This is a genomic window from Endozoicomonas euniceicola, assembly GCF_025562755.1.
Lineage (GTDB): Bacteria > Pseudomonadota > Gammaproteobacteria > Pseudomonadales > Endozoicomonadaceae > Endozoicomonas_A > Endozoicomonas_A euniceicola.
On record NZ_CP103300.1, the window covers coordinates 2,615,001 to 2,636,833 of the forward strand.

At 47.1% G+C, this 21,833-nt stretch carries 20 protein-coding genes (1 of these 20 only partly in view); 12 read left to right on the top strand and 8 right to left on the bottom strand.

From position 1 onward, the window contains the following. From NX720_RS10030 to NX720_RS10065, 8 genes are all read left to right on the top strand, one after another. Positions 1-13, top strand: partial view of a hypothetical protein gene (locus NX720_RS10030; RefSeq protein WP_262600971.1) — the 3' end only. The gene continues 194 nt to the left of window position 1, outside the view; only the last 13 of its 207 coding nucleotides appear in the window; its start codon lies off the left edge, out of view; its stop codon occupies positions 11-13. Positions 14-470: 457 nt separating this feature from the next. Further along, a complete protein-coding gene (locus NX720_RS10035; RefSeq protein WP_262600972.1) occupies positions 471-1,586 on the top strand; it encodes a site-specific integrase in 1,116 nt (371 codons plus the stop codon). Between the two features lie 299 nt (positions 1,587-1,885). Beyond that, positions 1,886-2,065: a hypothetical protein gene (locus tag NX720_RS10040; RefSeq protein WP_262600973.1), complete on the top strand. Its 180-nt coding sequence runs from the start codon at positions 1,886-1,888 to the stop codon at positions 2,063-2,065. A 131-nt stretch (positions 2,066-2,196) separates the two neighbouring features. Beyond that, positions 2,197-2,757 (top strand): recombinase family protein, encoded by a 561-nt coding sequence (locus tag NX720_RS10045; protein WP_262600974.1) that lies wholly within the window; start codon positions 2,197-2,199, stop codon positions 2,755-2,757. A gap of 139 nt (positions 2,758-2,896) precedes the next feature. Next, positions 2,897-4,168: an AAA family ATPase gene (locus NX720_RS10050; protein WP_262600975.1), complete on the top strand. Its 1,272-nt coding sequence runs from the start codon at positions 2,897-2,899 to the stop codon at positions 4,166-4,168. Positions 4,169-4,782: 614 nt separating this feature from the next. Beyond that, positions 4,783-5,424 (top strand): hypothetical protein, encoded by a 642-nt coding sequence (locus NX720_RS10055; protein ID WP_262600976.1) that lies wholly within the window; start codon positions 4,783-4,785, stop codon positions 5,422-5,424. 158 nt (positions 5,425-5,582) lie between these two features. After that, positions 5,583-6,335, top strand: a complete 753-nt coding sequence (locus NX720_RS10060) for a GIY-YIG nuclease family protein (protein ID WP_262600977.1) — start codon at positions 5,583-5,585, stop codon at positions 6,333-6,335. 634 nt (positions 6,336-6,969) lie between these two features. Beyond that, complete coding sequence (locus tag NX720_RS10065; protein ID WP_262600978.1) at positions 6,970-7,611, top strand: TetR/AcrR family transcriptional regulator; 642 nt, start codon at positions 6,970-6,972, stop codon at positions 7,609-7,611. A 47-nt stretch (positions 7,612-7,658) separates the two neighbouring features. Here NX720_RS10065 and NX720_RS10070 read toward each other — a convergent pair whose 3' ends face one another. From NX720_RS10070 to NX720_RS10085, 4 genes are all read right to left on the bottom strand, one after another. After that, positions 7,659-8,117, bottom strand: a complete 459-nt coding sequence (locus NX720_RS10070; protein ID WP_262600979.1) for an RDD family protein — start codon at positions 8,115-8,117, stop codon at positions 7,659-7,661. 57 nt (positions 8,118-8,174) lie between these two features. After that, positions 8,175-8,657, bottom strand: a complete 483-nt coding sequence (locus tag NX720_RS10075; RefSeq protein ID WP_262601562.1) for a glutathione peroxidase — start codon at positions 8,655-8,657, stop codon at positions 8,175-8,177. A gap of 98 nt (positions 8,658-8,755) precedes the next feature. Beyond that, entirely contained in the window at positions 8,756-10,843 is a 2,088-nt protein-coding gene (gene recG, locus NX720_RS10080; protein ID WP_262600980.1) for an ATP-dependent DNA helicase RecG, read from the bottom strand. Then, positions 10,843-11,757, bottom strand: coding sequence for a hydrogen peroxide-inducible genes activator (locus NX720_RS10085; RefSeq protein WP_262600981.1), 915 nt, complete (start codon positions 11,755-11,757; stop codon positions 10,843-10,845). Before NX720_RS10085 ends, recG begins: the two co-directional genes overlap by 1 nt. A gap of 189 nt (positions 11,758-11,946) precedes the next feature. On the opposite strand from NX720_RS10085, the gene NX720_RS10090 reads away from it, so the two are divergent. The 4 genes from NX720_RS10090 (at position 11,947) to NX720_RS10105 (ending at position 17,848) form a co-directional block, all read left to right on the top strand. Continuing rightward, entirely contained in the window at positions 11,947-14,475 is a 2,529-nt protein-coding gene (locus NX720_RS10090) for a hypothetical protein (RefSeq protein WP_262600982.1), read from the top strand. Between the two features lie 87 nt (positions 14,476-14,562). Continuing rightward, a complete protein-coding gene (locus tag NX720_RS10095) occupies positions 14,563-15,408 on the top strand; it encodes an SDR family oxidoreductase (RefSeq protein WP_262600983.1) in 846 nt (281 codons plus the stop codon). Positions 15,409-15,452: 44 nt separating this feature from the next. Further along, positions 15,453-16,715: a flavin-containing monooxygenase gene (locus NX720_RS10100; RefSeq protein WP_262600984.1), complete on the top strand. Its 1,263-nt coding sequence runs from the start codon at positions 15,453-15,455 to the stop codon at positions 16,713-16,715. Between the two features lie 98 nt (positions 16,716-16,813). Next, positions 16,814-17,848, top strand: a complete 1,035-nt coding sequence (locus NX720_RS10105; RefSeq protein ID WP_262600985.1) for a hypothetical protein — start codon at positions 16,814-16,816, stop codon at positions 17,846-17,848. A gap of 52 nt (positions 17,849-17,900) precedes the next feature. Here the strand turns inward: NX720_RS10105 and NX720_RS10110 are convergent, their stop codons facing one another. From NX720_RS10110 to spoT, 4 genes are all read right to left on the bottom strand, one after another. Continuing rightward, the gene (locus tag NX720_RS10110; RefSeq protein WP_262600986.1) at positions 17,901-18,287 is read right to left on the bottom strand and encodes a RidA family protein; all 387 of its coding nucleotides are present in this window, start codon (positions 18,285-18,287) and stop codon (positions 17,901-17,903) included. A 141-nt stretch (positions 18,288-18,428) separates the two neighbouring features. Next, on the bottom strand, positions 18,429-19,037 hold the full coding sequence (locus NX720_RS10115) for a hypothetical protein (protein WP_262600987.1): 609 nt from the start codon (positions 19,035-19,037) through the stop codon (positions 18,429-18,431). A gap of 123 nt (positions 19,038-19,160) precedes the next feature. Next, complete coding sequence (locus NX720_RS10120) at positions 19,161-19,586, bottom strand: hypothetical protein (RefSeq protein ID WP_262600988.1); 426 nt, start codon at positions 19,584-19,586, stop codon at positions 19,161-19,163. A gap of 81 nt (positions 19,587-19,667) precedes the next feature. Then, entirely contained in the window at positions 19,668-21,797 is a 2,130-nt protein-coding gene (spoT, locus tag NX720_RS10125) for a bifunctional GTP diphosphokinase/guanosine-3',5'-bis pyrophosphate 3'-pyrophosphohydrolase (protein ID WP_262600989.1), read from the bottom strand. Positions 21,798-21,833 lie beyond the last annotated feature (36 nt).

Sequence of the window (21,833 nt, forward strand, 5' to 3'; positions counted from 1 at the left end):
CTACAGGAGATAAGCGTCTGCCTTATATATATAGATAGAAGGTATATAAAGGTACAGTAGAAGTCTGTAAAACTCAGTGGGATAGCAACCTGCTTATAGATCACAGGGTTGAAATTGAGATTCCTTAGATGAAGATAGCCAGTTGCCTCAGTAAATAACCAAGTTAACTGGGCAAGGCTTACTCTATGTCTTTTAATGATTTTTTCGAAAACCGGCTTTATTTGTCCAGATATACATCTACTTTTATATACCTAAGGTTATATGTGTATAGGCGTGTTCGTTTTACTAACCAACATGCCATCAGTGTTTCCGGTATCTCCAGCGAAAACAAAGGGTTACGCCCGTCACAATGCCTACATATACGCCGACGCAATGGCAATTACTCCTATCAAAGACGATTCAAAGATCGGATACACTCCATCAGTTTGAGAACCACTTGTGCCAACAGTGCCAAGTTAATAGCTGTATTGATGGATTTGATCTTAGAAGTGAAGAGTACCGAGTTAAACATATTTGCCGATCTGAAGGCGGAACTGGAGCAGGCATACCACACAGCTTGCAGTCTGACCAAAGCAACAATCGAGACATGCTTGCAGGAATTACCGGAAGCTGAACAGGCACACACGCCATTGGAAGATAGGCAGCAGGCAGAGAACGCCAGAGAGTACGCCGATAAAGTCAGAACCCTTTGCAGGCTTGATACTGGAAACGATACTAATAATACTGGAACCGATACTGCTAATACCGTACCTGCAAGAGTGATACCTGATATTGATACCCTGACTGAACGCTGTTGCAGCAATAAGGCAAAGCTTGGCAACTGGGAACCACACCAGATAAAGCGGAACACCTATCGAGCGAGAAAGGTTGTTCAAATGTTCAAAGCAAGTAGCGGCATTACCTGTGTGACTAATATTGAAAAGTCTGACGTAGTTCAGTTTAAGGAAACGTTATTAGAAACGTACGCCATCAGCAGCGCATCAACCATGTTTAACCAACTGGCGGCTGTTATTCAATGGGTCGTATCGAATACTAAGTATCTGGAGCTGAACAGGTTTGCCCAAGTGGGGGCATTCAAGAAGATCACCAGCAAATCAGCACCAGCGATGACACCGGACAACATGAAACGGTTACTTGCCGCCAGTCCTGAACAGTACCACCACTTCTATAAACTGTACTATTTCACTGGTGTTCGTACTGGTGAGCTACTGAACTGTGCTGATTGGGTTGAGGTTGATGGAGTCAAGTGTCTGCAGATCAGGACGACCAAGACGGCAGCAGGTGAAAGGACGATACCGTTACACCATTCAATAACTGACCTGTTTGGTTCTCGCTTGCGGACGACCGCCAGAACACTGAACGCCCATATGAAAACCATTGACGACGACCATAGTGTCTATTCGTTTCGTCATGGTATGGCTAACAGGCTGCGTGCTGTGGACACCTGCACTGACGGGCTACTGGCGGCGGTACTCGGTCATACGCAGAAACAGATAGCTCATAAAGTCTATGGGACGGGTTTTGATGTGCAGCGTATGAGAAAAGTAATTGATTTAATACCAGCGTTAGACGAACGGAGGCCATAGAGGCACCTAGGAGGCGATTTAAGGCATGAGCCTATGCAGTTGGATAGGTTCAGTAGAAAAGCCCTCAGATCGTCCAGAATTAGCTCAGAGCGTTTCAGGCTGTTTGTGTGACCGTATTTATACCGGCGTATATAGATAGGGTACCTTATATATGTGTGGGAATCGCTAGGGTGAAAGCTGATTTCTAGCTCGCACTTGTTGGGGGTTTATTCTTAATACTAAGTCCGCGGTTCCCCCCCAGTGCCGGGGGAGGGGGGTATGCCTTTCGGGTTGTCTATGGTAGTCAGGGGGGGGGTGGTATGCCCTTCTGTTTTTTCTGGCGACGACTGACGACGACTGCCACTACTGAAACGATTGGTCATATAGTAGTGGTGGTGTTAGTCCACCAGCCACCAGCCATTGATCAGCACCAGCCATTGACCAGACCAGCCGACTACCAGCCGACTACCAGCCGACTACATTACCTATTGTGCTTTTAGGGTACACTCTAGCGGTAGTACAGTAATCATTTAATAAAGTGTGCTTTTAGGGTTGTATTCTAAAAAAGTACATGTATTATAGTTAGCACCTAGAGCCTAACGGCACACTTTAGTACATCAGGAGTACAACCATGACCAACGCAGTTTACATCCGTGTTTCTTCCGTTGACCAGAACACCGACCGCCAATATGAGATAGTGGAAGACGGTTTCAAAGTCTTTGAAGATAAGTGCAGTGGAGGCAGCACCGACCGTCCAGCATTGAAAGAATTACTCAACTGGGTAAGGGAAGGGGACACCATTCACGTATTCAGTATTGACCGTCTGGCGAGGAACCTTGACGACCTACGCAAGCTAGTCACTGACCTGAATGACCGTGGCATCGGTATCAAGTTTCACAAAGAGAATCTTTCATTCATACCCGGTGCTGCGGACAAGATGAATAAACTCATGCTGGCAATGCTGGGTGCTGTTGCAGAATTTGAACGGGACATGATCAGGGAACGTCAAGCAGAAGGCATTGCCAAAGCTAAGGCTAAAGGTGTCTATAAAGGTCGCAAGCCTTCCAGCAAGCGAGACCAGATTAAAGCTATGCTGGAAGCTGGCAAGGGTGTTACCGCTATTGCGAAAGAGTTGGAAGTTGGACGTACGACGGTGTACGGAGTCAAGCGGGAATTAGAGCAAGCTGCGTAAGTGGACGCACTAATATTTTTATCGTTTGAAATAGTGTCAAAGTAGAAAGGCAAGTTAATCAGGTGGTGAAACTGCGAGGCAACTTTTGGAACAGGAACCTCGCAGCCAGCCACCAGCAACCCATAGGAGTAAGTCACTAATGACTGATTCAGTATACAACACTACCAATACACCTATCCAGCCAGCACCAGAAGTGGTTGAGTTCTTTGGAGCAGAAGAGCTTGCAGGTATGCAGGCAGAACTGGAGGCTGACAATGCGAAGTCCCTCGCAGCAACTGGCAAACTGTACCTGAAACACAACACGGCAGACGGTACGCCACGTAAACGAGCGCTGGACGATGACACGGCTGAACAGTTGGCTGATGGTCACATTACTGAAGAGCAGTTGCAGCAACGGTTAAAAGAACGATTTAAAGGAACGATGATGGCTCGCAGTGAGAGTAAACCACAAGCCCCTGATTGGCTGGTCTGGGACTGGTTTGAGAAAGATTCAGTATCTTGTGTATTCGCACCACCAGCCAGCGGTAAATCATTTATGACCATCGACCTTGCTTGCTGCGTGGCTACAGGCACACCATGGCAAGGGCATGACGTTGAACAAGGGTTTGTATTCTACATTGCAGGCGAGGGTTACAACGGTATTAAACGTCGTCTGGAAGCGTGGCAGATCAAGAACAATCAGGATATTGACCCAACTGACAAGGGCGGTTTAGCAATGACCGATAGCCCGATTCTGATCGGTGAACCTGATGGCTTGCTTGAATTGTTTGACAATATCGACTACTGCTTTGACGGCGTAGCACCTAACCTCGTTGTAATTGATACTGTTGCTCGTTGCTTTGGCTCTGGTGACGAGAACAGCACAAGGGATATGAACGCCTTTGTAAAAGCCGTTGATCTGATCAAGAAAAAGTACGGTTGTACTGTGCTGTTAGTTCACCACACTGGACATGGTACTCAAGAGCGTGGTCGTGGCAGTTCGGTTCTGATCGGCGCATTAGATTCTGAATACAAGATCAAGAAAAGCGATGACTCCATAGTTACCTTGTCATGTACGAAAATGAAAGACGGCGTGGAACCTAAGCCGATGAACATGGAATTTGCAACCGTTGACCTCGGAGTAATTGACAAGAAAGGGCGCATGATCACCAGTGCTGTGCTGTTGCAGACTGATAAAGAGCCTCAGCAGGACACAAAGCCAGTGAAGTTATCTGCCAACCACGAGGCAGTCATGCAGGCTATCAGGTCACGTACTGCCATTGGTGAGTCATGTACTGTCGCCCTTATCCGTGACGACCTGAAGGCACACGGTTTGAACGTCAATGCTTATTCGAAGTGGATAACGGCACTGGTTGAAAAAGGATTGGTTCGTATTGATGGGGATACCATGATACCAATCTGCCAGAACTGACGACTGACTTCTGATTGAACCTGAAGGGTAGCTGTAGTGGCTACCCTTTTTTGTATCTGCAATATGAATGAATATGCAAAATAAACAAGATTCGTCGGTCTCGTCTCGTCTCTTAGGGAAGTGACGACGACGACGAGCAAACCAAAAACTGAACCCCTTGATTTTACTGGGCTGTAGACAATCGTCGGTCGCTCGTCGTCGGTCGTTCGTCGGTCGTTCGTCATCAGTCAAAGTGCAAGGTTATTCTATTTGCTGTAATAACTATTCAGTTGGACAATGGTTCTTTTTATGCCTGACTGTATTAGATCAGACAACCAATGCACATAACCAATTAGTTGTCTAGTGATTTAGATCAATGGATTGAACGACAACGGTTGCCCCTGCATAGAAGACCATGCTTTGATACTCCGCCACCAGCAGAACCGGCAGGATTTATTTCTGTGTATTTCTGTCGTTACCCGTGAATCATCTAAAAGAAACATTTAAGAAGTATGTTTAATCAGAGCAACAGCATCCATAGTCCATGGTGGAATAAACCTTGTGCAGTCCCCGGATGTAAACGACCAGTACGAGTACTGAATGACAGGCAAGTGGGGACGTATTGCCAGCAGCATATGAATCATAAAAACAGATACGGTCATCCGTACATGAAGTACAGCATCCATCAAGATGACACTAAATGTTTACGGTCTCGCATAGTTCACCGTTGGGACAAGCTCCAACACAAGCAGCCGCTGATAGACGAGCTGGAATATTGGAAACAGCAAGCGACGAACAACACGGCGGCTATGGTCTATCGTGACGGCAATGTCTGGAATAAATGGTCGGATATGTTCCAAGCGCCGGTATATAAGAAGGTCAAGAATACGGCGAGCGTGGGTAACTTCATTGACCGTTGTCGGAACGGGTACCGTGAACTCTGGTGGTTCATTGGCGGCATAGCCCATGCAGTCGGCGTTGAGGAATACGCCCAACAGATAGTTACGAAACTGTGCATGGCGTGGGGACACGAGGTGTACTTTGAATATGGCACACCGTTAATGACAGATCGGCTTTGGGTAAAACAGGCATTCTTGAATCGACCGCACCATGCGAAGGTAATCTTCGGCAGCACCAATAAAGAAATGGCACACCACCTGTTGATCTTCAAGAACCGCAAGGTTGAACGTTTGAAGGCTGAAATAATGATGGGCGATACCGTCGGCGGTTGGGACTTTGTGAAGGGAAGGCTGGACGAACGGCAAGGGTTAACCTAAATCAGCACCACCAGCACATTGAAAAGTCGATACGTCGGTTTGACAGTTCGAGAATTGAGCCACCAGCACACTTTTATTATTCGCTGAATTTAGCGAAAAACCTAACACCACCAGCACCACCAGTATCAAATACTTTTAGCCAATATTGGAGAAAACCTATGGTCAAAGAAGGTACCCAAACATTCAGAAAGTTCTGCAAGCATTGTGATAGCGAACAGGACTTCTATCAAAGTAATGGCAAGTGCGTGGAGTGTATGCGGAAGATGAACGCCAAGAACAACCCCAAGAACAACCCCAAGAACAACCCCAAACAGCACAGCACCGCCAGCAACTACCAGCCAGCCGACAACCTTAAGCCATTGGGAATGACCAAAGTCGAATATGACAACTGCACTGACCCAGACTTTGAACGCCTGTATCTGGCCAGCGTGTACCGTCTGACTCACAGACCGACCGGTCATACCTACATTGGTCAAACTGAAAGAAGTACGGATAACCGGGTACATAGCCACTTTAGCCAAGCTCAAAGACTTAAAAAGGACGGCTCTGGCGAGTACGTGTATGACCATCCAATGGCGGCGTTTATCCGAGGGCGTATTGCTGAAGTCGGACTTCAGATAGCCAAAGAAGAATGGACAACCAGTATCATCAACCAAAAGGTTTTCAATCTTGAACCCGGCGATAAAGAGCGGGTTAAACAGGTGCTGTTGCAGATCGAAGGTAGCTACATTGATTCAGAATTGCAGCACCCATTGAACCTGAACGAACAGACTTCAGCGGTTGAGTTGTTCACAGTACCTCAACTATCCGGCAAGGCACCGGCAGATACTGAAACACCGCTGGACGACTTTGGCCGGTTTGAAGCCCAGTCGAAAGCGGTCATAGCTGCGTATCAGAAAAGTCGTACCTAAATACGTCAAACCGACGTAGTTAAAATACGTCCCTGCTAGCGTGAAACCATAGTTACCCTTGCTGGCTCTGGTTTCATGCAAGCTCGTTAACGTCTGGTACTGGTATACATCAGCAGTGGTGGTACTACTTCAGAATACATACTCATTAGTAATACATCATTAGTAATACATCATTAGTAATACATCATTAGTAATACATCATTAGTAATACATCATTAGTAGGTTACTATCTCTAGCTCTATCTTAAGACATCTATAGTATGTCTTTCCTTTCCGTCTTTCTATAAGGGAGGTGAAAAGGCACTAACCCCACAGCCCACGTATAGCAAGGGCTTTAGGTTTTCACACTGGTATTCGACCGTGTAAAAGTGACCCACTTTGTCCTATTTCCGGTCAGTACGCCAGCACCGGACAAAACCGCAAGTTTCTACAGTACACCAGCACACCCACCAGCACACCCACCAGCACACCCACCAGCACCAACAAAGTGCTAACAACTCTGCCAACATTCACATACTATGCTAACCTGATGCCCTGTTAAATCAATAGGTTGCACGCATGACCAGTGACAACAGCGTCAGTTTTACTAACCAGATGTTATGACCTCTGAACATCAATCTGCGGGGATAGAGTACATGTCAAAAACAACCGTAAAACCCAGAAAAACACCAGTACAGAGCCGATCAAAAAAACGTGTTGAGTCGATTTTAGAGGTGACTGCATCCTTACTGGTAGAGAAAGGTTATGAGTCACTGACAGCAGTAGGAATAGCAGAAAAAGCCAAAATTCCAGTCGCATCACTCTACCAGTACTACCCCAACAAAGAGGCTGTTATCTACGCGTTGTGCGAAAGTATGATAAACGACGTGATGCAGAGGTTTGACGATTACGAAAACTTTGAATCCCATAAACTTGGCATCTGGGAACTGCTCGAATTAATTGGTGAGCAGGAATACGCCAACCCGGCTAATCATAAGCTTGAGTTTGAACTCAATAGAGCAATGATTGCCATGCCGCAACTGTCAGAGCTGCATGATTCATTTGACGAGCGCATATCAAAACGCTTTTCTTCAATACTGAAATACTATGGTTCAAAATGGAGTATTGACGAACTGGTCAACCTATCACGTATTGTGTTCAGAATGGGGACAACTTATTTTGAGCACATCAACAATAACCGGGAAAATCCAACGCTGGCAAAACAAAGCAAAGAGCTGATAATGAAAGCAATGGGATCACTGATTCAAGACTGCCTGCATGAACCAGCAACCAGTTGAAACACGCAGTGAGGGGGGCTGCGCATTATCCCCTCTGCTGATTAATTTCAATGCTCACTTTTCTTTAATTTAATAACAACAGTGCCTGCCAGCTTATCGTGCCAGCCCTGCTTTCTCTTATCGATCGCAATCCAGAAAAATCCGAGCATCAGGGGAATGATCGACAGAACGTAACCAACATACCGAATGGCTGACTGACGAAACCCCGGAACCTGCCCTGTTTTGGCATCAACAACTTGCACCGACGTTGCCATTTTTCCAGGCGTAGCTCCTCTGTAACGCCAGAACAGAATGACAAACACGACAGGAAACAGCCAGTTGATCAATAGATCCCAACTGCCAAGCACCAGTGCTTCTTTGTGCCAGATCGCGTTGCCATAGATCACAAACGTCAACGGGAAAGTAACGAGTAATAATACAAAAGTATCAATCAACGTGGCTCCACAGCGAGCCCAGAAACCTGCGTATTCAATAGATTCGGGAAGCTCCGGAGCCTGTTCAGTCATGTTTCCACCATTCAGTCCTGATTACATTGTCGTCTTATCGACCTGGAAGCCGATCTCTTATGATTCAAGTTCTGCGAGAATAGCGCTCTCCAGATTTTCAGGTTTTGTCGTTGGTGCATAACGGGCAATCACTTCCCCCCTGCGGTTCAGGAGAAACTTGGTAAAATTCCATTTAATTTTCTTCGTTCCCAATACTCCGGGAGCTGCCGACTTCAAATCCTGGTACAGTGGGGCGGCAGTGTCCCCATTAACGTCAATTTTCTCAAAAACAGGGAAGGTTACACCGTAATTTTTTTCGCAGAAAGCTCCAATCTCATCACTGCTGCCAGGCTCCTGATGACCAAACTGATCACATGGAAAGCCCAGAACCACCAGCCCCTTCTCACCGTACTTTTCATACAGGCTTTCCAACCCTTTGTACTGGGGTGTAAAACCGCACTGGCTGGCAGTATTAACGATAAGAACCACTTTCCCCCGGTAGTCACTCAGGGAGCAGGATTCACCATTCAACAGTGGCATCTCATATTTCAGCAAGTCCATCATCGTTCTCCATGCTGTTATTGTTTTGTCAATATAGAACGATATTTTTGCGCTATAGGCAAGACTGTTTCACTCAATCAATCACTGTTGTTTAACAGTTAAACATTCGCGTATTGTTCAGCATGCCCCAGCCAGCGAAGAATTAAGGGTTCAGCATTTTCCGGTGCATCCTGCAACAGGGTTTGCGCTGCCGAGCGAACATCTTCCAGCAAATCGCTGTCCCGTTCCAACTCAGCAACCCGCAATTGCGCCAACCCGGTCTGCCGGGTTCCCAGCACTTCGCCCGGCCCCCGTAGCTCCAAATCTTTTTCCGCAATAATGAAGCCGTCGCTGGAGTCGCGCATAACCTGTAGCCGTTCCCGACTCTGCTGAGATAACGGTGCGTGATACATTAGCAGACAATGACTGGCTATATTACCTCGACCAACACGCCCCCGAAGCTGATGAAGTTGCGCCAGCCCCAGCCGTTCAGGGTTTTCAATAATCATCAGGCTGGCGTTGGGAACATCCACACCGACCTCTATGACGGTTGTTGCCACCAACAGGTGCAAATGACCGGATTTAAAAGCATCCATTACTTCCTGTTTTTCACTGGCTTTCATACGACCATGAACCAGGCCGATAGACAACTCCGGTAAGGTTTCCCGTAACTGTTCCGCCGTCACCTCAGCAGCCTGACACTGCAAGGTTTCCGATTCATCAATCAACGTACAAACCCAATACGCCTGCCGCCCGTCCAGACAAGCCGCACGAAGTCTGTGCATGACCTGTTCACGCCGGTCGTCACCAATAACAACGGTGTTAACCGGTGTGCGCCCCGGAGGCAGTTCATCAATCACCGAACAGTCAAGGTCTGCATAAGCACTCATCGCCAGCGTTCTGGGAATGGGTGTGGCGGTCATAATCAGTTGATGAGGTTGTCCACCATTCTTTTCGCCTTTATCCCGCAGCGCCATGCGCTGATGGACACCAAAGCGGTGTTGTTCATCGATAATGGCCAGCCCCAGGCGGTGAAAATCGACATCTCCCTGAAACAGAGCATGAGTACCGACGACAACCGACGCCTCACCACTGGCAATTTCCTCCAGCACCTTTTCACGCTTTTTACCCGTCGTTTTACCGGATAAATAAGCCACGGATACGCCCAGAGGTTTCAACCAGTTTTTAAAATTGCGTTCATGCTGTTCTGCCAGAATTTCAGTGGGCGCCATAATCGTCGCCTGATAGCCATTTTCCACTACCTGCAGAGCCGCCAGCGCAGCCACTACGGTTTTGCCGGAACCGACATCCCCCTGAACCAGACGGAGCATAGGCTCGGCCTGCATCATATCCTGACTGATTTCGGCCACTACCCGTTCCTGCGCGCCTGTCAAATTAAACGACAACTGTTCACGGAAAGCGCGTGTCAGCTCCTGCTTAGGCGGCATTGGATAGCTGTGAACAGTACGCACCAACATGCGCAGCTTCTGCATACTAAGGTTATGTGCCAGCAGTTCTTCAAAGGCAAGACGTCGCTGGGCTGGATGACGCCCCTCGCCAAGCAAAGCCACTGAATTGTCGGGGGGAGGGCTGTGCAGCAGCCGGACAGCGTCCACCAGCGGACCCAGCCGAAACTGTTGTTGTACGGATTCTGGTAACCAGTCCTGCAGGGCAGAAGAAGGGGTGTTCAGTTTATCCAGTGCGAGATCACACAGGCTGCGTATACGCTGTTGAGTTAAGCCTTCTGTGGCGGGATACACCGGTGTCAGCGTTTCCTCAACCTCAAGCTCGTTGTCCGGCTTTATCACCCGGTACTCCGGATGGTAAAACTCCAGGCCTGATGCCCCCCGCCGGGGCTCACCAAAGCAACGAACTTCAACCCCGGCTTTCAGGTTATTTTTCTGAGCTGCAGAGAAATGATAAAAACGTAAGCCCACACTGCCCGTGCCATCGCCGACCCGGCACAACAGACTTCGCCTGCGCCCCATCACCACTTCAGCGCCAAGCACTTTGCCCTGCACAACGAAGTCTCCATCTGGCTGCAGCGCACCAATGGGTGTTATGCGGGTACGGTCCTGGTAGCGTAATGGCAGGTGAAACAGCAAATCCTGTAAATTGCGGATATGAATTTTAGCCAGTTTCTCCGCCAAAGCAGCCCCTACACCCTTGAGTGCCGTTACCGGAATCTCATGCAGAGGCTTACTCATCAATCTTTAATCCTGTTGATATCAGTACATTGCTTAAGCGCCCCAGCCAGAACATCAATGGCTTTGGGCCTTGGGAAGCTGGCTCGCCATGCCAGGGCGACTGTTCTTTCCGGCCTTGGAGTACTAAATGGCTTAGAGGTCAACACATTTGGTGCGTAATAGTTATTGCCCAGAGCCGACTCTGGCAGAATGCTGATGCCCATGCCTGACGCAACCATATGACGGATAGTTTCCAGCGAAGTAGCCTCAACCCCGGAACCGTCATGCCCTTCATCCACACTAAGAACCGGGCAGGCTTCCAGAATCTGGTCGCGGAAACAATGACCTTCACCCAGCAGCAATACTTCATCTCTGGACAGTTCTTCTTTATTAATCGCATCACGCTCAGCCCACGGATGGTGGCCCGGCATCAATACCCTGAAGGCTTCATCATAGATGGGTAATGTTAAAACGTCCGGCTCGGTAAAGGGCAGAGCAATAAGGATGGCATCCAGTTCGCCCTGTCTTAACTTTCGACGCAAAACGGCGGTAAAGTTTTCTTCTATATAAAGTGGCATACCGGATGCCAGCTCTGCCAGTTTGGGTACCAGGTGCGGGAACAGGTAAGGGCCAATGGTGTAAATGGCTCCTACCCGCAACGGCGTACTCAACTGATCTTTACCTTCTTTTGCCAGCTCTTTCACAGCATCAGCTTCTTCAAGTACTTTTCTTGCCTGCTGAATAATGCGTTGTCCCATATCACTGACACGCACAGCGCTACGAGTGCGCTCAAAAAGCTCAATGCCCAGTTCTTTTTCCAGTTTTTTCACCCCGGCACTGAGGGTAGGCTGGCTGACGAAGCATTCAGCAGCAGCGCGCCCAAAGTGCTGTTCCCGGGCAAGGGTAACAATATAGCGCAGTTCAGTCAGAGTCATAATAAAAGTAAGCCGACGATTGGTGATAAGAGCACTGTAAATTTAATCAGTATTATTAACTAATTCCTTTGCTGTGTCAGCTTTTGCGGTGTCCAGAAGCCTGCATTTTATATGTTGGGGAACCGAACAGACGCCCAATGGTCAAAAGAGCGTCTTAAGCATGGATAAATGTAAAAGGAGTTTTAAACAATGCTTGATCCGACTAGCCCACATACACCCTCCGCTTCTGGATACACTGTCCAAAATCCGCCAGAAAACCCTGATGGCCCACAAGACAGTGGAGTGGCACAGGCAGAAAGCACTACACGCTATGTTCAAACCAGTGCCTCAGAACAAGCTGCCACCTACGGCAAAGATATTGCACAGCGGAGATCCGGGCATGCGAACGCCCAAAGGGATAGCTCACACCGCTACCGAACAAAAGAGCTGCTCAAATGGGCAAACGCTTCAAACCATCCAGACACCATAAAGGCACTTAAAAAATGCAGAGTCAGTGCATCTGCTGATTATGCCGAACCGGGGCAAAAAAGTTTAGAGAGACTATCACGACAGGAACAGCTAAACCTGTTAAAGCAACACCTTGCTAAAAAACAGCCAGAAGCCAGAAAAGCAGGCTCAGAAGCCTGCCACGCTTTTAATCCTGTCCATAAAACATTTGCCACTCCTGTACAGTTTGATCTCACCATAAATAAGCAAACACAGGCACTAACCCAGGAACAACAGTCAAAACTTGCCAATAGTGTCATACTGGATGAAATTTCAGATCAACTAAAAGGTATTGCCAAAAAAGGTCATCACAGCAAATGGGCGGGAGACCTTGGCAGAAGCAATATTACTCTGCAGATTGAGATACAGGAAAAAGATAGCGGCGATTGTTACCTCCTCCCGATACACTCGGTGAACTCAAACCGCCAGAGCGTTCAGAAAACGGTAGGAAAAAAAGGCACTGATGATAAAAAATCCGTTGAGGCGAAAGAAGAAGAACTCAGGGCAAAACTGCAATTATCAATCCCCGGATCTGATCCAATACTTAAAGATGTATTAAGGCAGGATGTCTTAAACCCTGTCTATGTATTCGTTACAAATGAGTTTGGTGTTACACCGTCATCACAAACTTACTCTATTGATGTTACAGCCATTAATCGCGATGAGTTCATTGTAGAAAATAAAGCTGAATATACAACTTACACAAAACCGGCTGAAATGAAGAGTTACGGTGGTAAAACAACCCTTTATGCTAAGTCTCATTTTAAGCGGGAAAACGGGGTGTTTGTGCCGACAGGGCTATCGATTGATATCAATCTTGATAACATCAAGCCTAAACACCTGCCTGATGAGCCCAAAATAAAGCGCGCTCAAAGTGCCGAAGCCCTGAATCGTAACAGAGTCCGGCCAACGACAAGTTTCGATTTGTCACCTCCGGTGATGAGGCGTCAAACCTCTCAACAACACAATGCTCCAGTAAAACTCGATATTACAACTGTGGGAAGCCAGCTCTACGCAACGAACATGGCAGCCCCTGAATTAGAACATCTGATCAATGAAAAAACAGCGATCAAATCTTATAAAAAGAGTCTGGCAGACGATCAGGAACAGTGGGAAAACCTCCCTGCTGCCAGCTCAATGTCAACTCCCTGCCCAGTAAAGCAAACGACTGCCCAATTGAGCAAACTCAATACCCTTGCTCCAACATCTGACTTTTTTAAAGAAAGTAAATCCAGTCTTTCAGCCAGGGACGCAAGCACCAGGCGCGCCATGGAGCAGGCAGAAGCTGCCTATAAAAAGCGATGGCAGGAAAAAGCGACTGAGTTGGCCAAAGCCAGCTCTGACTCTATGCACAATACTGCCATCAATTCATTCTCATCGGTGACATTGCAGGGAGAAAAGTTTGAACAGTATATGAAGTTATACGGAATCCTGAATCATATGAACAATGAAATGGTCAGGCTTGCTGGAAAAGCCAAAGCCGCAAAGCATTCTTTTTCCAGACAAGAGTTAACCCAAGAACAGCTTCTCAGCAAACTGCTAAAAATTAAGCTTGAATCTTCAAAACATCTTAAGAAGCTGAGAGGGTCAGGTTGCGAGTTCAGCAGCCTGTGTGAGCATTATGGCTTCTATAAAGACCAAAAACCCACCAAGGGTCATGAAACGGCTGCTCAGTACCTTGAGCAGAAGAAAACCCAAGTACTGTTAGAAGAAAAGAAAGTCGGGGCATCCGTTATGCTTGCAACATTTGCAGGGGAAAATACAGAATATAAATCTAAAAGCCTGGATAGCTATAACGATTTCGCTAAATTCATTAATCGACTGGCAGCCTATGACAAAGACGGAAAGGCCACGCTACTGATTTCGTACATGCTGGACAACCCTGAACAATTCAGGGATTTTCGACTTTTTGATGATAATGGTTTCAAACCGGTGGCGGAACTGGAACAAGAAGTCCCCAAACTGGCACAGGCAGTCTCCAGAAAGGCAATCAAAAAGCTAGATACTCTAAGCCATAAGGGACTGTCTAGTGATGATTTAAAAGCAATACAGACCCTCTTCGGTTTAAAACCAGAGGAAGTATCTTCTTCTCTAGGCGCTTCAGGGTTCGCTTTTAATATTTTCGAGCTGATAAAAAGTCTTATCAGCTCTGAGCCATTCCTTTATGCAGCTAAGGTTGATGAGCTGATATCATTTTTTGAAAACAAGACCTCTGGTACTAGCTATGTATGAGCACCTGGTCGCGTGAAACCATTGTTTCTACTGATCAAATGTAGTTGACTGACAGGCAACCCTTTCAGTCATTTACTGAGAACAAAAATGGACACACAGAACATTCTTATCGCAGGCTGTGGCGACGTAGGGTGCGAGCTAGCCAGACAGCTGCTGCTCGCCAGTGAGTTTCAGGTCTGGGGCTTGCGTCGCTCCATTGACCAGCTGCCCGAAGGTGTTCACGCTATTCGCGGTGACCTTTCAAACCCGGAGAAACTCGGCGCATGGCCTGAAACCATCGATTACGTTTTTTATACCACCGCTGCCGACGGATATTCACCAGAACTTTACCAACAGGCTTACGTCACTGGTCTTATGAATGTGATGAATCATTTAAAGAAGAAGAGCATTCAGCCCAAACACCTGTTCTTCACCTCCAGCACCAGCGTCTACCATCAGAGCCTCGGCGAATGGGTCGATGAAGACTCTGACTGCAATCCACAAACCTTTCCTGGCCAAACACTGCTAGAAGCCGAAAAGCTACTGTTTGCCAGTGACCTGTCTGCAACTTCCGTTCGCTTTGGTGGCATTTATGGTCCTGGCAGAAACCGGCTGATTAAACGGGTGCTGGAAAAAAAAGGATGCGCCAAAGAGCCAGTCGTTTACGGTAATCGAATTCACAGGGATGATTGCGCCGGTATTCTGAAACATCTACTGCAAATGAGCATCACCGGGCAAACGCCTGATCCTGTTTACCTTGGTGTTGATAGCCAGCCTGCTCCCATGCACGATGTTCTGCACTGGATTGCCGGTCAGTACGGCGTAGAACTGAGCGATGATCACCCCGCTCCCCAAAGATCCAGTAAACGTTGCAGCAATCGCAAAGTTCTCGATACGGGCTATCGTTTTAAATACCCGGATTACAAGGTTGGCTATCTGAACAATTCTGCCTGATAGCGGTCTATTCTTTCTCCAGTGAGATCAGGCAGAGAGCAAGAATGTCCGCTAACAAAGAAGTCGCCATCATCGGGGCAGGACCAGCAGGATTAATTACCGGCAGCGTACTGAAAAAGACTGATTTCACTGTTACGCTCTTTGAGCAGCGTGACTGCCTGGGTGGCTCCTGGGCAATCCAGCCCTTGTCCACACTGGTTGATATTCGTGACGGGGTTTTCGGAATATACTCCCCAACCTACCCCTCGTTGCGTTGTAATTTACCAAAGCAGGTCATGCCGCTGCCAGACTTCCCTTTTCCTGATGATTATCCACTCTATGCCCGTCATGATGATGTATTGTCACACCTGCATCGCTTTGCAGAGCACCAGAAGCTGCTGCGACACATTCGGTTTAACCATCGCTTTCTTGCGCTTGACGCCTCTTCCACAACGTCACCCGGAAAGCGTCGCTGGCAGATTCAGACCAGCCAGGGCGCTGGTGAATTTGATGCCGTTGTCTTCTGCAACAGCCACTACTCTTTCCCAAAACTGCCAGACCTTGAACCATTACTTCCTTTTACCGGCCGGCTTGAGCACAGTTTCAGTTACCGGGGCCCTGAAGCCTACCGGCATAAGCGTGTTGCCCTGATGGGCTCAGGGCCTTCCGGAGAGGATCTGAGCAGAGAGATCAGCCACTGTGCCAGTAGAGTTTACCTTTGTGCTCATCCGGGAAGCCGACAACTGCACAGGCCAGTCACGGGACGGTACGGAGCGCATAATAACCTGACCCGACACCGCGACGTTGTTGCCTGTAATGACCGAACTGTGATGCTGGAAGACGGTGAGAAACTGGAGAATATTGATGTTCTGATCCTGTGTACCGGTTTTCAGCCTGACCCTGCTTTCAGGCATGCTCTGCCGGATACCGGATTGTCCGGTGACCAAAATACTATAGCCCCGCTTTACCTGAACCTGTTTCATCCGAAGTATCCTGAGCTGACAGCAACGAGCATGATACAGTGCGCCGCTCCCTTTATTCTGTATCGCTACCAGGCTGAAGCCATTGCGGGCTACCTGAAAGGCAAAATACAACTGCCTAATGCTCAGCAACGGCAATTTGCGGCAGAGCAGTCGGAGCTTCGTCAGACAGGACGGGTGGATTTTTCGATTCGCAAAGCCAACAGCATGGAACATATAAACCGGCTGGCAAGCATGGCAGGCATTCCGCCGCCCACAAAAGAAACATTAGAAATACTGGCGGCCAACAATAAAAAACGGCTGGAGCACCCGGATACTTATCGTGACCTGCCGTGGGTGAACGGGTAGAGCTTCGGAAGGAGCTCCGCAAAAGAGTTAACTAAAAAGGATCGTGCTATCTTTCCGTAGGGTATTTTTTATTAATATTGCCTGGAGTGATGATAGACATGCCGTATGTGTTGAAAAGGAGTTTTGTTTTATGGGTACTCAGCCTGGCACTAACCCGGTCACTGGTCGTTTATGGGATAAATCTTGAATTTTCTACGTCTGCCCTTTTCAAGTGGGATCTTTTTACAGATAGAAACGCTGATAGTGTTCTAACAGGAACAATAAGAGAAAGTATTACTACCAGAAATAGTGGTATACGACCTGACGAGGAGACCGCTATCGCTTCAGGTGAACCCCGTCGTCAATATACGGTAATCGAGTCGGACTCAGTAAGAAACATTACAGTAACAGAGCCTGTGAATCACGTTAGCCTCACAGGATCGCTGTTTGAGCGATTCAGTAATAACTATGAAGGAATTCACAGGCTCAGGTATCTGTACAAAGACCCACCCAGAACTCCATTTCTAACCAATTGGGATATTTTCAACTGGCTTACCGGAAACTTGTTTGAACGGATCAGGAACAGATTTCGGCGTAATTTAAGGCGTTCACACACAACACCGCCTCGATCTCAGTTATCTTCTCGTGACGATGTTCGTCACTTATCTTTAGAGGAATTCAGGGATGATCATAACGAGCTAAGCGTTCTGGAAAACAATGTATCGGTTATCTCCCTTTCAGGATCCGACATTATTACAAGAAGGTGGCTGGAAAGCATACTGGACAGTTACGATGAGTTTCAGGATAACATCGTTATACCAGGACTCCTTAATGATTCGATCCCTGTGCGTACCAGAGTCCAGGCAGCACCTGATAATTCGGCTGCAAGAGTGATTACAATGAGGGTTGATCCAGGTCGGTCAGATGAGCTGGGAATTGAAAGAGTTAACCTACACGTCCATAGCAGATTCCCAGAAAATACTATTGTGTCAGAAATTGAATTTATCTTTCATGAAACCAGACTGGTTATGCGCACAGCTGGACAAGAAAACCCTGTCCATGGACAGGGTTCAGGCACTTTACTACCAGCCGCCCCTTCTGCCGGACTTTATTCACCTACCGGCAATATTTTCACTGGGAGCATCAAAAATTAAGAACTGACCAATCAACTACCTTGCCGTTATTAAATCTTTGCCAGGAGCCGAACTACTTAAGCTCCAGAACAGCGTCGACCTCAACCGGTACGCCTTTTGGCAATTCTTTCACGCCAATGGCAGCACGTGCCGGGTAAGGCTGCTCAAAGAACTCAGCCATCACTTCATTCACAGCAGCAAAGTTGCTCAGGTCAGTCAGGAAGACATTCACCTTGGCGGCATCTTCTAAAGTGCCACCAGCGGCTTCGGCAATCGCTTTAAGGTTGGTAAAGCAACGACGGGTCAGGTCTTTAAAATCGCCGTCCTGAACTTCCATGGTTTCGGGTACCAGTGGAATCTGTCCAGAAATATAAACGGTGGTTCCTGCTTTTACCGCCTGGGAGTATGTGCCAATCGCCTGTGGTGCTCCCCTGGTGTTAATGGTCTGTCGGTTACTCATCTCTTACACCTTCCCAAAAGACTGATAGTAAGGAAGACTCCGTATATTGCAAGCGGATTTGCAGTTTATTATGAAGCACGAAGGAAGTAGCAGAAATGAAGGGTGATTTATTGTGCAAGAAACTATCTGCTCAATCAGGTTTTACTTTGCCCAGCTTGTTGAATATTTATTTTTAATACAGAAATTATACAGCTCTTCATAGCCATGAATTCTTTGGCTTGTTAATTCACGATGAATAGACTTTAAGATAATTACACCATTATCAATATCAAGAGCCAATAATGGCTGAGTTATTACACTTTCGATATGAGCGAATTCAACTTCGCTGTTATTGTTGAATATTTTCATGGAAAACTCACAGTGAGTAATATTATACTCGGCTATACGTTGATTCTTAAGTAGTGGGCGATTATTCCTAATGTCATCTAAAAATAATTCTTTCAAATCGCTGACTTGTGAAAGCGTAATTATTCTTTCATAAGCTTGCATGGAAACTCTTAAGTATTGTTTTGTTCTACCATCTTCGAACGCAATTCTTGTGTCCAAAATGGCCCTGAGCGATGGTCCGGAAATATGTTCTTCACCATCAATCCCAATAATTTCAGCTGGCGAGAGAATGTTTGCCATTCCTTGATATATTAAAGGCCTTTCAGCACCTGAGTTGCCTGTTCTCAGGATGCCTGATAATCCCTTAACTTTAATATACGGAACTCCATTAACACAAATTTTAGTGTTAACAAAAAAAAGCATTCACTATAGAAGTCACGTGACCTTTATCAAGAACGCTGGTAGCAGCATTGGCAATATGATTAATTTCAGGCCTTTCAATTAAGTCGTCTAATTGATGATAAATTACAGATGGTAATTTGCTTGTCATGCCTTACCTAGCATTCGACTATAAATCTTGTTTATTTTTTGCATAATCATCTCATAGTCTAATAGGTTATCATCAATGTTTTTGTCAGGATGAAATATTGATTGATATTTTTTCTTCCATTCATTAGCCATTTTTTTATCTAAATAATGTTTCTTTTTTATACCAAGTTCTTTATCAAAAAAAGTGCCTTGATGATTTATTATCATAAATGCCAGCTTATGCTTTTCTGACTTAAAAAAAGCATCTTCATTTTTAAGTGAAGAGACACCACAAAAAGCTTCTATAACTTTCAGTAAGTCTTTCTTTGTTTTTATTGACAATACATCAGAAAGCTCCTTGTCGTTTAAAATATGTTCTCTTATTTCATCATACTTTTTGTCTATTTCATTCTCAGTAATTGATAAGGCATAAGATTTTTCCATTAATCTTCTCCAGTTAATATGAAGGTTGAGTATAATACTGAAACCAGAGATAGCAAAGTTACTGCGTTAACGACGCAGTAACTACGACTCCCTGCGCCGGGTAATGGAGTGTACGCCTTTAATCACACGCAGTCGTTTAATAATTCGGGCCAGGTGAATCCGGTCTTTAACATTTACCAGCAATTGCACTATACAGAAGCTGACATCGCGTTCTTCCATGCTGATCTTTTCAATATTGCCTTCGACCGCTGTAATACTGGTGGCGAGAGAGGCGATCATGCCACGGTGATGTTCCAGCTCAACTTGCAGGTCTACCGTGAATTCACCGGAAACATGTTTGTCCCAGTCGACTTCCAGAACCTTTTCAGGGTTATAACGAATCTCTGCAATGTTTTTGCAGCTGTCGGTGTGAATCACAATGCCCCGACCGGAGCTGACATGCCCGACCACCGGGTCCCCCGGAATAGGGTGACAACACTTGGCAAAGCTGATGACCATACCTTCAGTGCCACGAATGGTCAGGGATTGCTCAACATCCACACCCAGTGAAGATTTCTCTTCATCATCGGCTTCCTGAGGCTCCACCAGCATACGGGCAACAATGTAAGCCATGCGGTTACCAAGACCGATGTCTTCAAGCAGCTCGTCCAGAGAATCCAGATTAAAGCTTTGCAACTGCTGACTAAGAATGTTCCGATCCAGTTGATCCACACGGGTATCAAAACTCACCAGAGCCTTGTTCAACAGTCGATGACCCAGCGCAATGGACTCATTACGACGCTGATGTTTGAGGAAGTGACGGATGTTGGAACGGGCTTTGCCGGTCAGAACAAAGTTCAGCCAGGCAACATTGGGACTGGCAGCTTCTGCCGTTACGATTTCTATCGTCTGTCCGCTTTGCAGCGGCTGGCTGAGCGACGCAAGTCGTTTATCAATACGGCAGGCAACACAGGTGTTACCCACATCGGTATGAACCGCATAGGCAAAATCCACCGCCGTTGCCCCCTTTGGTAATTCGAGAATCGCACCACCGGGGGTGAAAACATAGACTTCATCGGGAAATAGGTCGATTTTAACGTTCTCGATAAACTCCAGAGAATCACCGGCATTCTTCTGAAGTTCCAGCACACCTTTCAGCCACTGTCGTGTACGAGCATGACTGCCCGACAAGGCTTCATCACCGGATTTATACAGCCAGTGTGCGGCAATGCCGTTGTTGGCCATATCTTCCATTTCCTGCGTGCGAATCTGGATTTCCACCGGTACGCCATGCATACCAAACAAAGTGGTGTGCAGGGATTGATAGCCGTTGGCTTTGGGGATGGCGATATAGTCTTTGAAGCGACCGGGAATGGGTTTGTAGAGGTTATGAACGATACCAAAGGCGCGGTAACAGCTGTCGACACTGTCGACAATGATGCGAAAGGCGAACATGTCCATGATTTCAGCGAAGGACTTGCTCTGGCTGCGCATTTTTTTATAAATGCTGTAGAGGTGTTTCTCGCGTCCCACCACTCTGCCTTTAAGACCTTCTTCTTCCAGTCGGGCAGCAATGGCTTTCTGTACTTTACCCACCAGGTCCCGGCGATTGCCGCGTGCCTGTTTAACAGCCTGCCGAATCATGCGTGAACGCATGGGGTGCATGGCTTCAAAACCAAGGTCTTCCAGCTCTACCCGCAGGCTATGCATGCCAAGACGATTGGCGATGGGAACGTAGATTTCGAGGGTTTCACGGGCAATTCTGCGACGTTTGTCCGGCCGCAGAACCCCGAGCGTTCGCATGTTGTGCAAACGGTCTGAAAGCTTAACGAGAATAACCCGGATATCCCTGGCCATGGCCAGCGCCATTTTCTGGAAATTCTCAGCCTGAGCCAGAGTTTTATTCTCGAAGTGCATATGGGTCAGCTTGCTGACCCCGTCAACCAGTTCAGCGACGACCTCACCAAACTGTTCGACAATAGCACCTTTTTCAATACCGGTGTCCTCTATGACATCGTGCAGCATGGCGGCCATCAAACTGTGATGGTCCATGTGCATGTCGGCCAGGATAGCTGCCACTTCCAGAGGATGGGTGATATAAGGCTCACCACTGCGTCGTATCTGCCCGTCATGGGCCTGTTCGGCGTAATAGTAAGCCCTGCGAACAAGATTAACCTGTTCGGGGGTCAGGTAGGACTTCAAGCGGCCGGCAAACTCATCGATAGTCAGCAAAGCCCGCTCCTCCTGTGCAGCATTCCGGACATCAGA

What these genes read in the sequence shown, in the direction of transcription:
- NX720_RS10035 (WP_262600972.1), top strand. Translation starts at nt 471, where the DNA reads ATGGATTTGATCTTAGAAGTGAAGAGTACCGAGTTAAACATATTTGCC.
- NX720_RS10065 (WP_262600978.1), top strand. Translation starts at nt 6,970, where the DNA reads ATGTCAAAAACAACCGTAAAACCCAGAAAAACACCAGTACAGAGCCGA.
- NX720_RS10115 (WP_262600987.1), bottom strand. Translation starts at nt 19,037, where the DNA reads ATGCTTTTTTTTGTTAACACTAAAATTTGTGTTAATGGAGTTCCGTAT.
- NX720_RS10050 (WP_262600975.1), top strand. Translation starts at nt 2,897, where the DNA reads ATGACTGATTCAGTATACAACACTACCAATACACCTATCCAGCCAGCA.
- NX720_RS10120 (WP_262600988.1), bottom strand. Translation starts at nt 19,586, where the DNA reads ATGGAAAAATCTTATGCCTTATCAATTACTGAGAATGAAATAGACAAA.
- NX720_RS10105 (WP_262600985.1), top strand. Translation starts at nt 16,814, where the DNA reads ATGCCGTATGTGTTGAAAAGGAGTTTTGTTTTATGGGTACTCAGCCTG.
- NX720_RS10040 (WP_262600973.1), top strand. Translation starts at nt 1,886, where the DNA reads ATGCCCTTCTGTTTTTTCTGGCGACGACTGACGACGACTGCCACTACT.
- NX720_RS10090 (WP_262600982.1), top strand. Translation starts at nt 11,947, where the DNA reads ATGCTTGATCCGACTAGCCCACATACACCCTCCGCTTCTGGATACACT.
- NX720_RS10100 (WP_262600984.1), top strand. Translation starts at nt 15,453, where the DNA reads ATGTCCGCTAACAAAGAAGTCGCCATCATCGGGGCAGGACCAGCAGGA.
- NX720_RS10070 (WP_262600979.1), bottom strand. Translation starts at nt 8,117, where the DNA reads ATGACTGAACAGGCTCCGGAGCTTCCCGAATCTATTGAATACGCAGGT.
- NX720_RS10075 (WP_262601562.1), bottom strand. Translation starts at nt 8,657, where the DNA reads ATGGACTTGCTGAAATATGAGATGCCACTGTTGAATGGTGAATCCTGC.
- NX720_RS10110 (WP_262600986.1), bottom strand. Translation starts at nt 18,287, where the DNA reads ATGAGTAACCGACAGACCATTAACACCAGGGGAGCACCACAGGCGATT.
- NX720_RS10055 (WP_262600976.1), top strand. Translation starts at nt 4,783, where the DNA reads ATGAATCATAAAAACAGATACGGTCATCCGTACATGAAGTACAGCATC.
- NX720_RS10060 (WP_262600977.1), top strand. Translation starts at nt 5,583, where the DNA reads ATGGTCAAAGAAGGTACCCAAACATTCAGAAAGTTCTGCAAGCATTGT.
- NX720_RS10085 (WP_262600981.1), bottom strand. Translation starts at nt 11,757, where the DNA reads ATGACTCTGACTGAACTGCGCTATATTGTTACCCTTGCCCGGGAACAG.
- recG (WP_262600980.1), bottom strand. Translation starts at nt 10,843, where the DNA reads ATGAGTAAGCCTCTGCATGAGATTCCGGTAACGGCACTCAAGGGTGTA.
- NX720_RS10095 (WP_262600983.1), top strand. Translation starts at nt 14,563, where the DNA reads ATGGACACACAGAACATTCTTATCGCAGGCTGTGGCGACGTAGGGTGC.
- NX720_RS10045 (WP_262600974.1), top strand. Translation starts at nt 2,197, where the DNA reads ATGACCAACGCAGTTTACATCCGTGTTTCTTCCGTTGACCAGAACACC.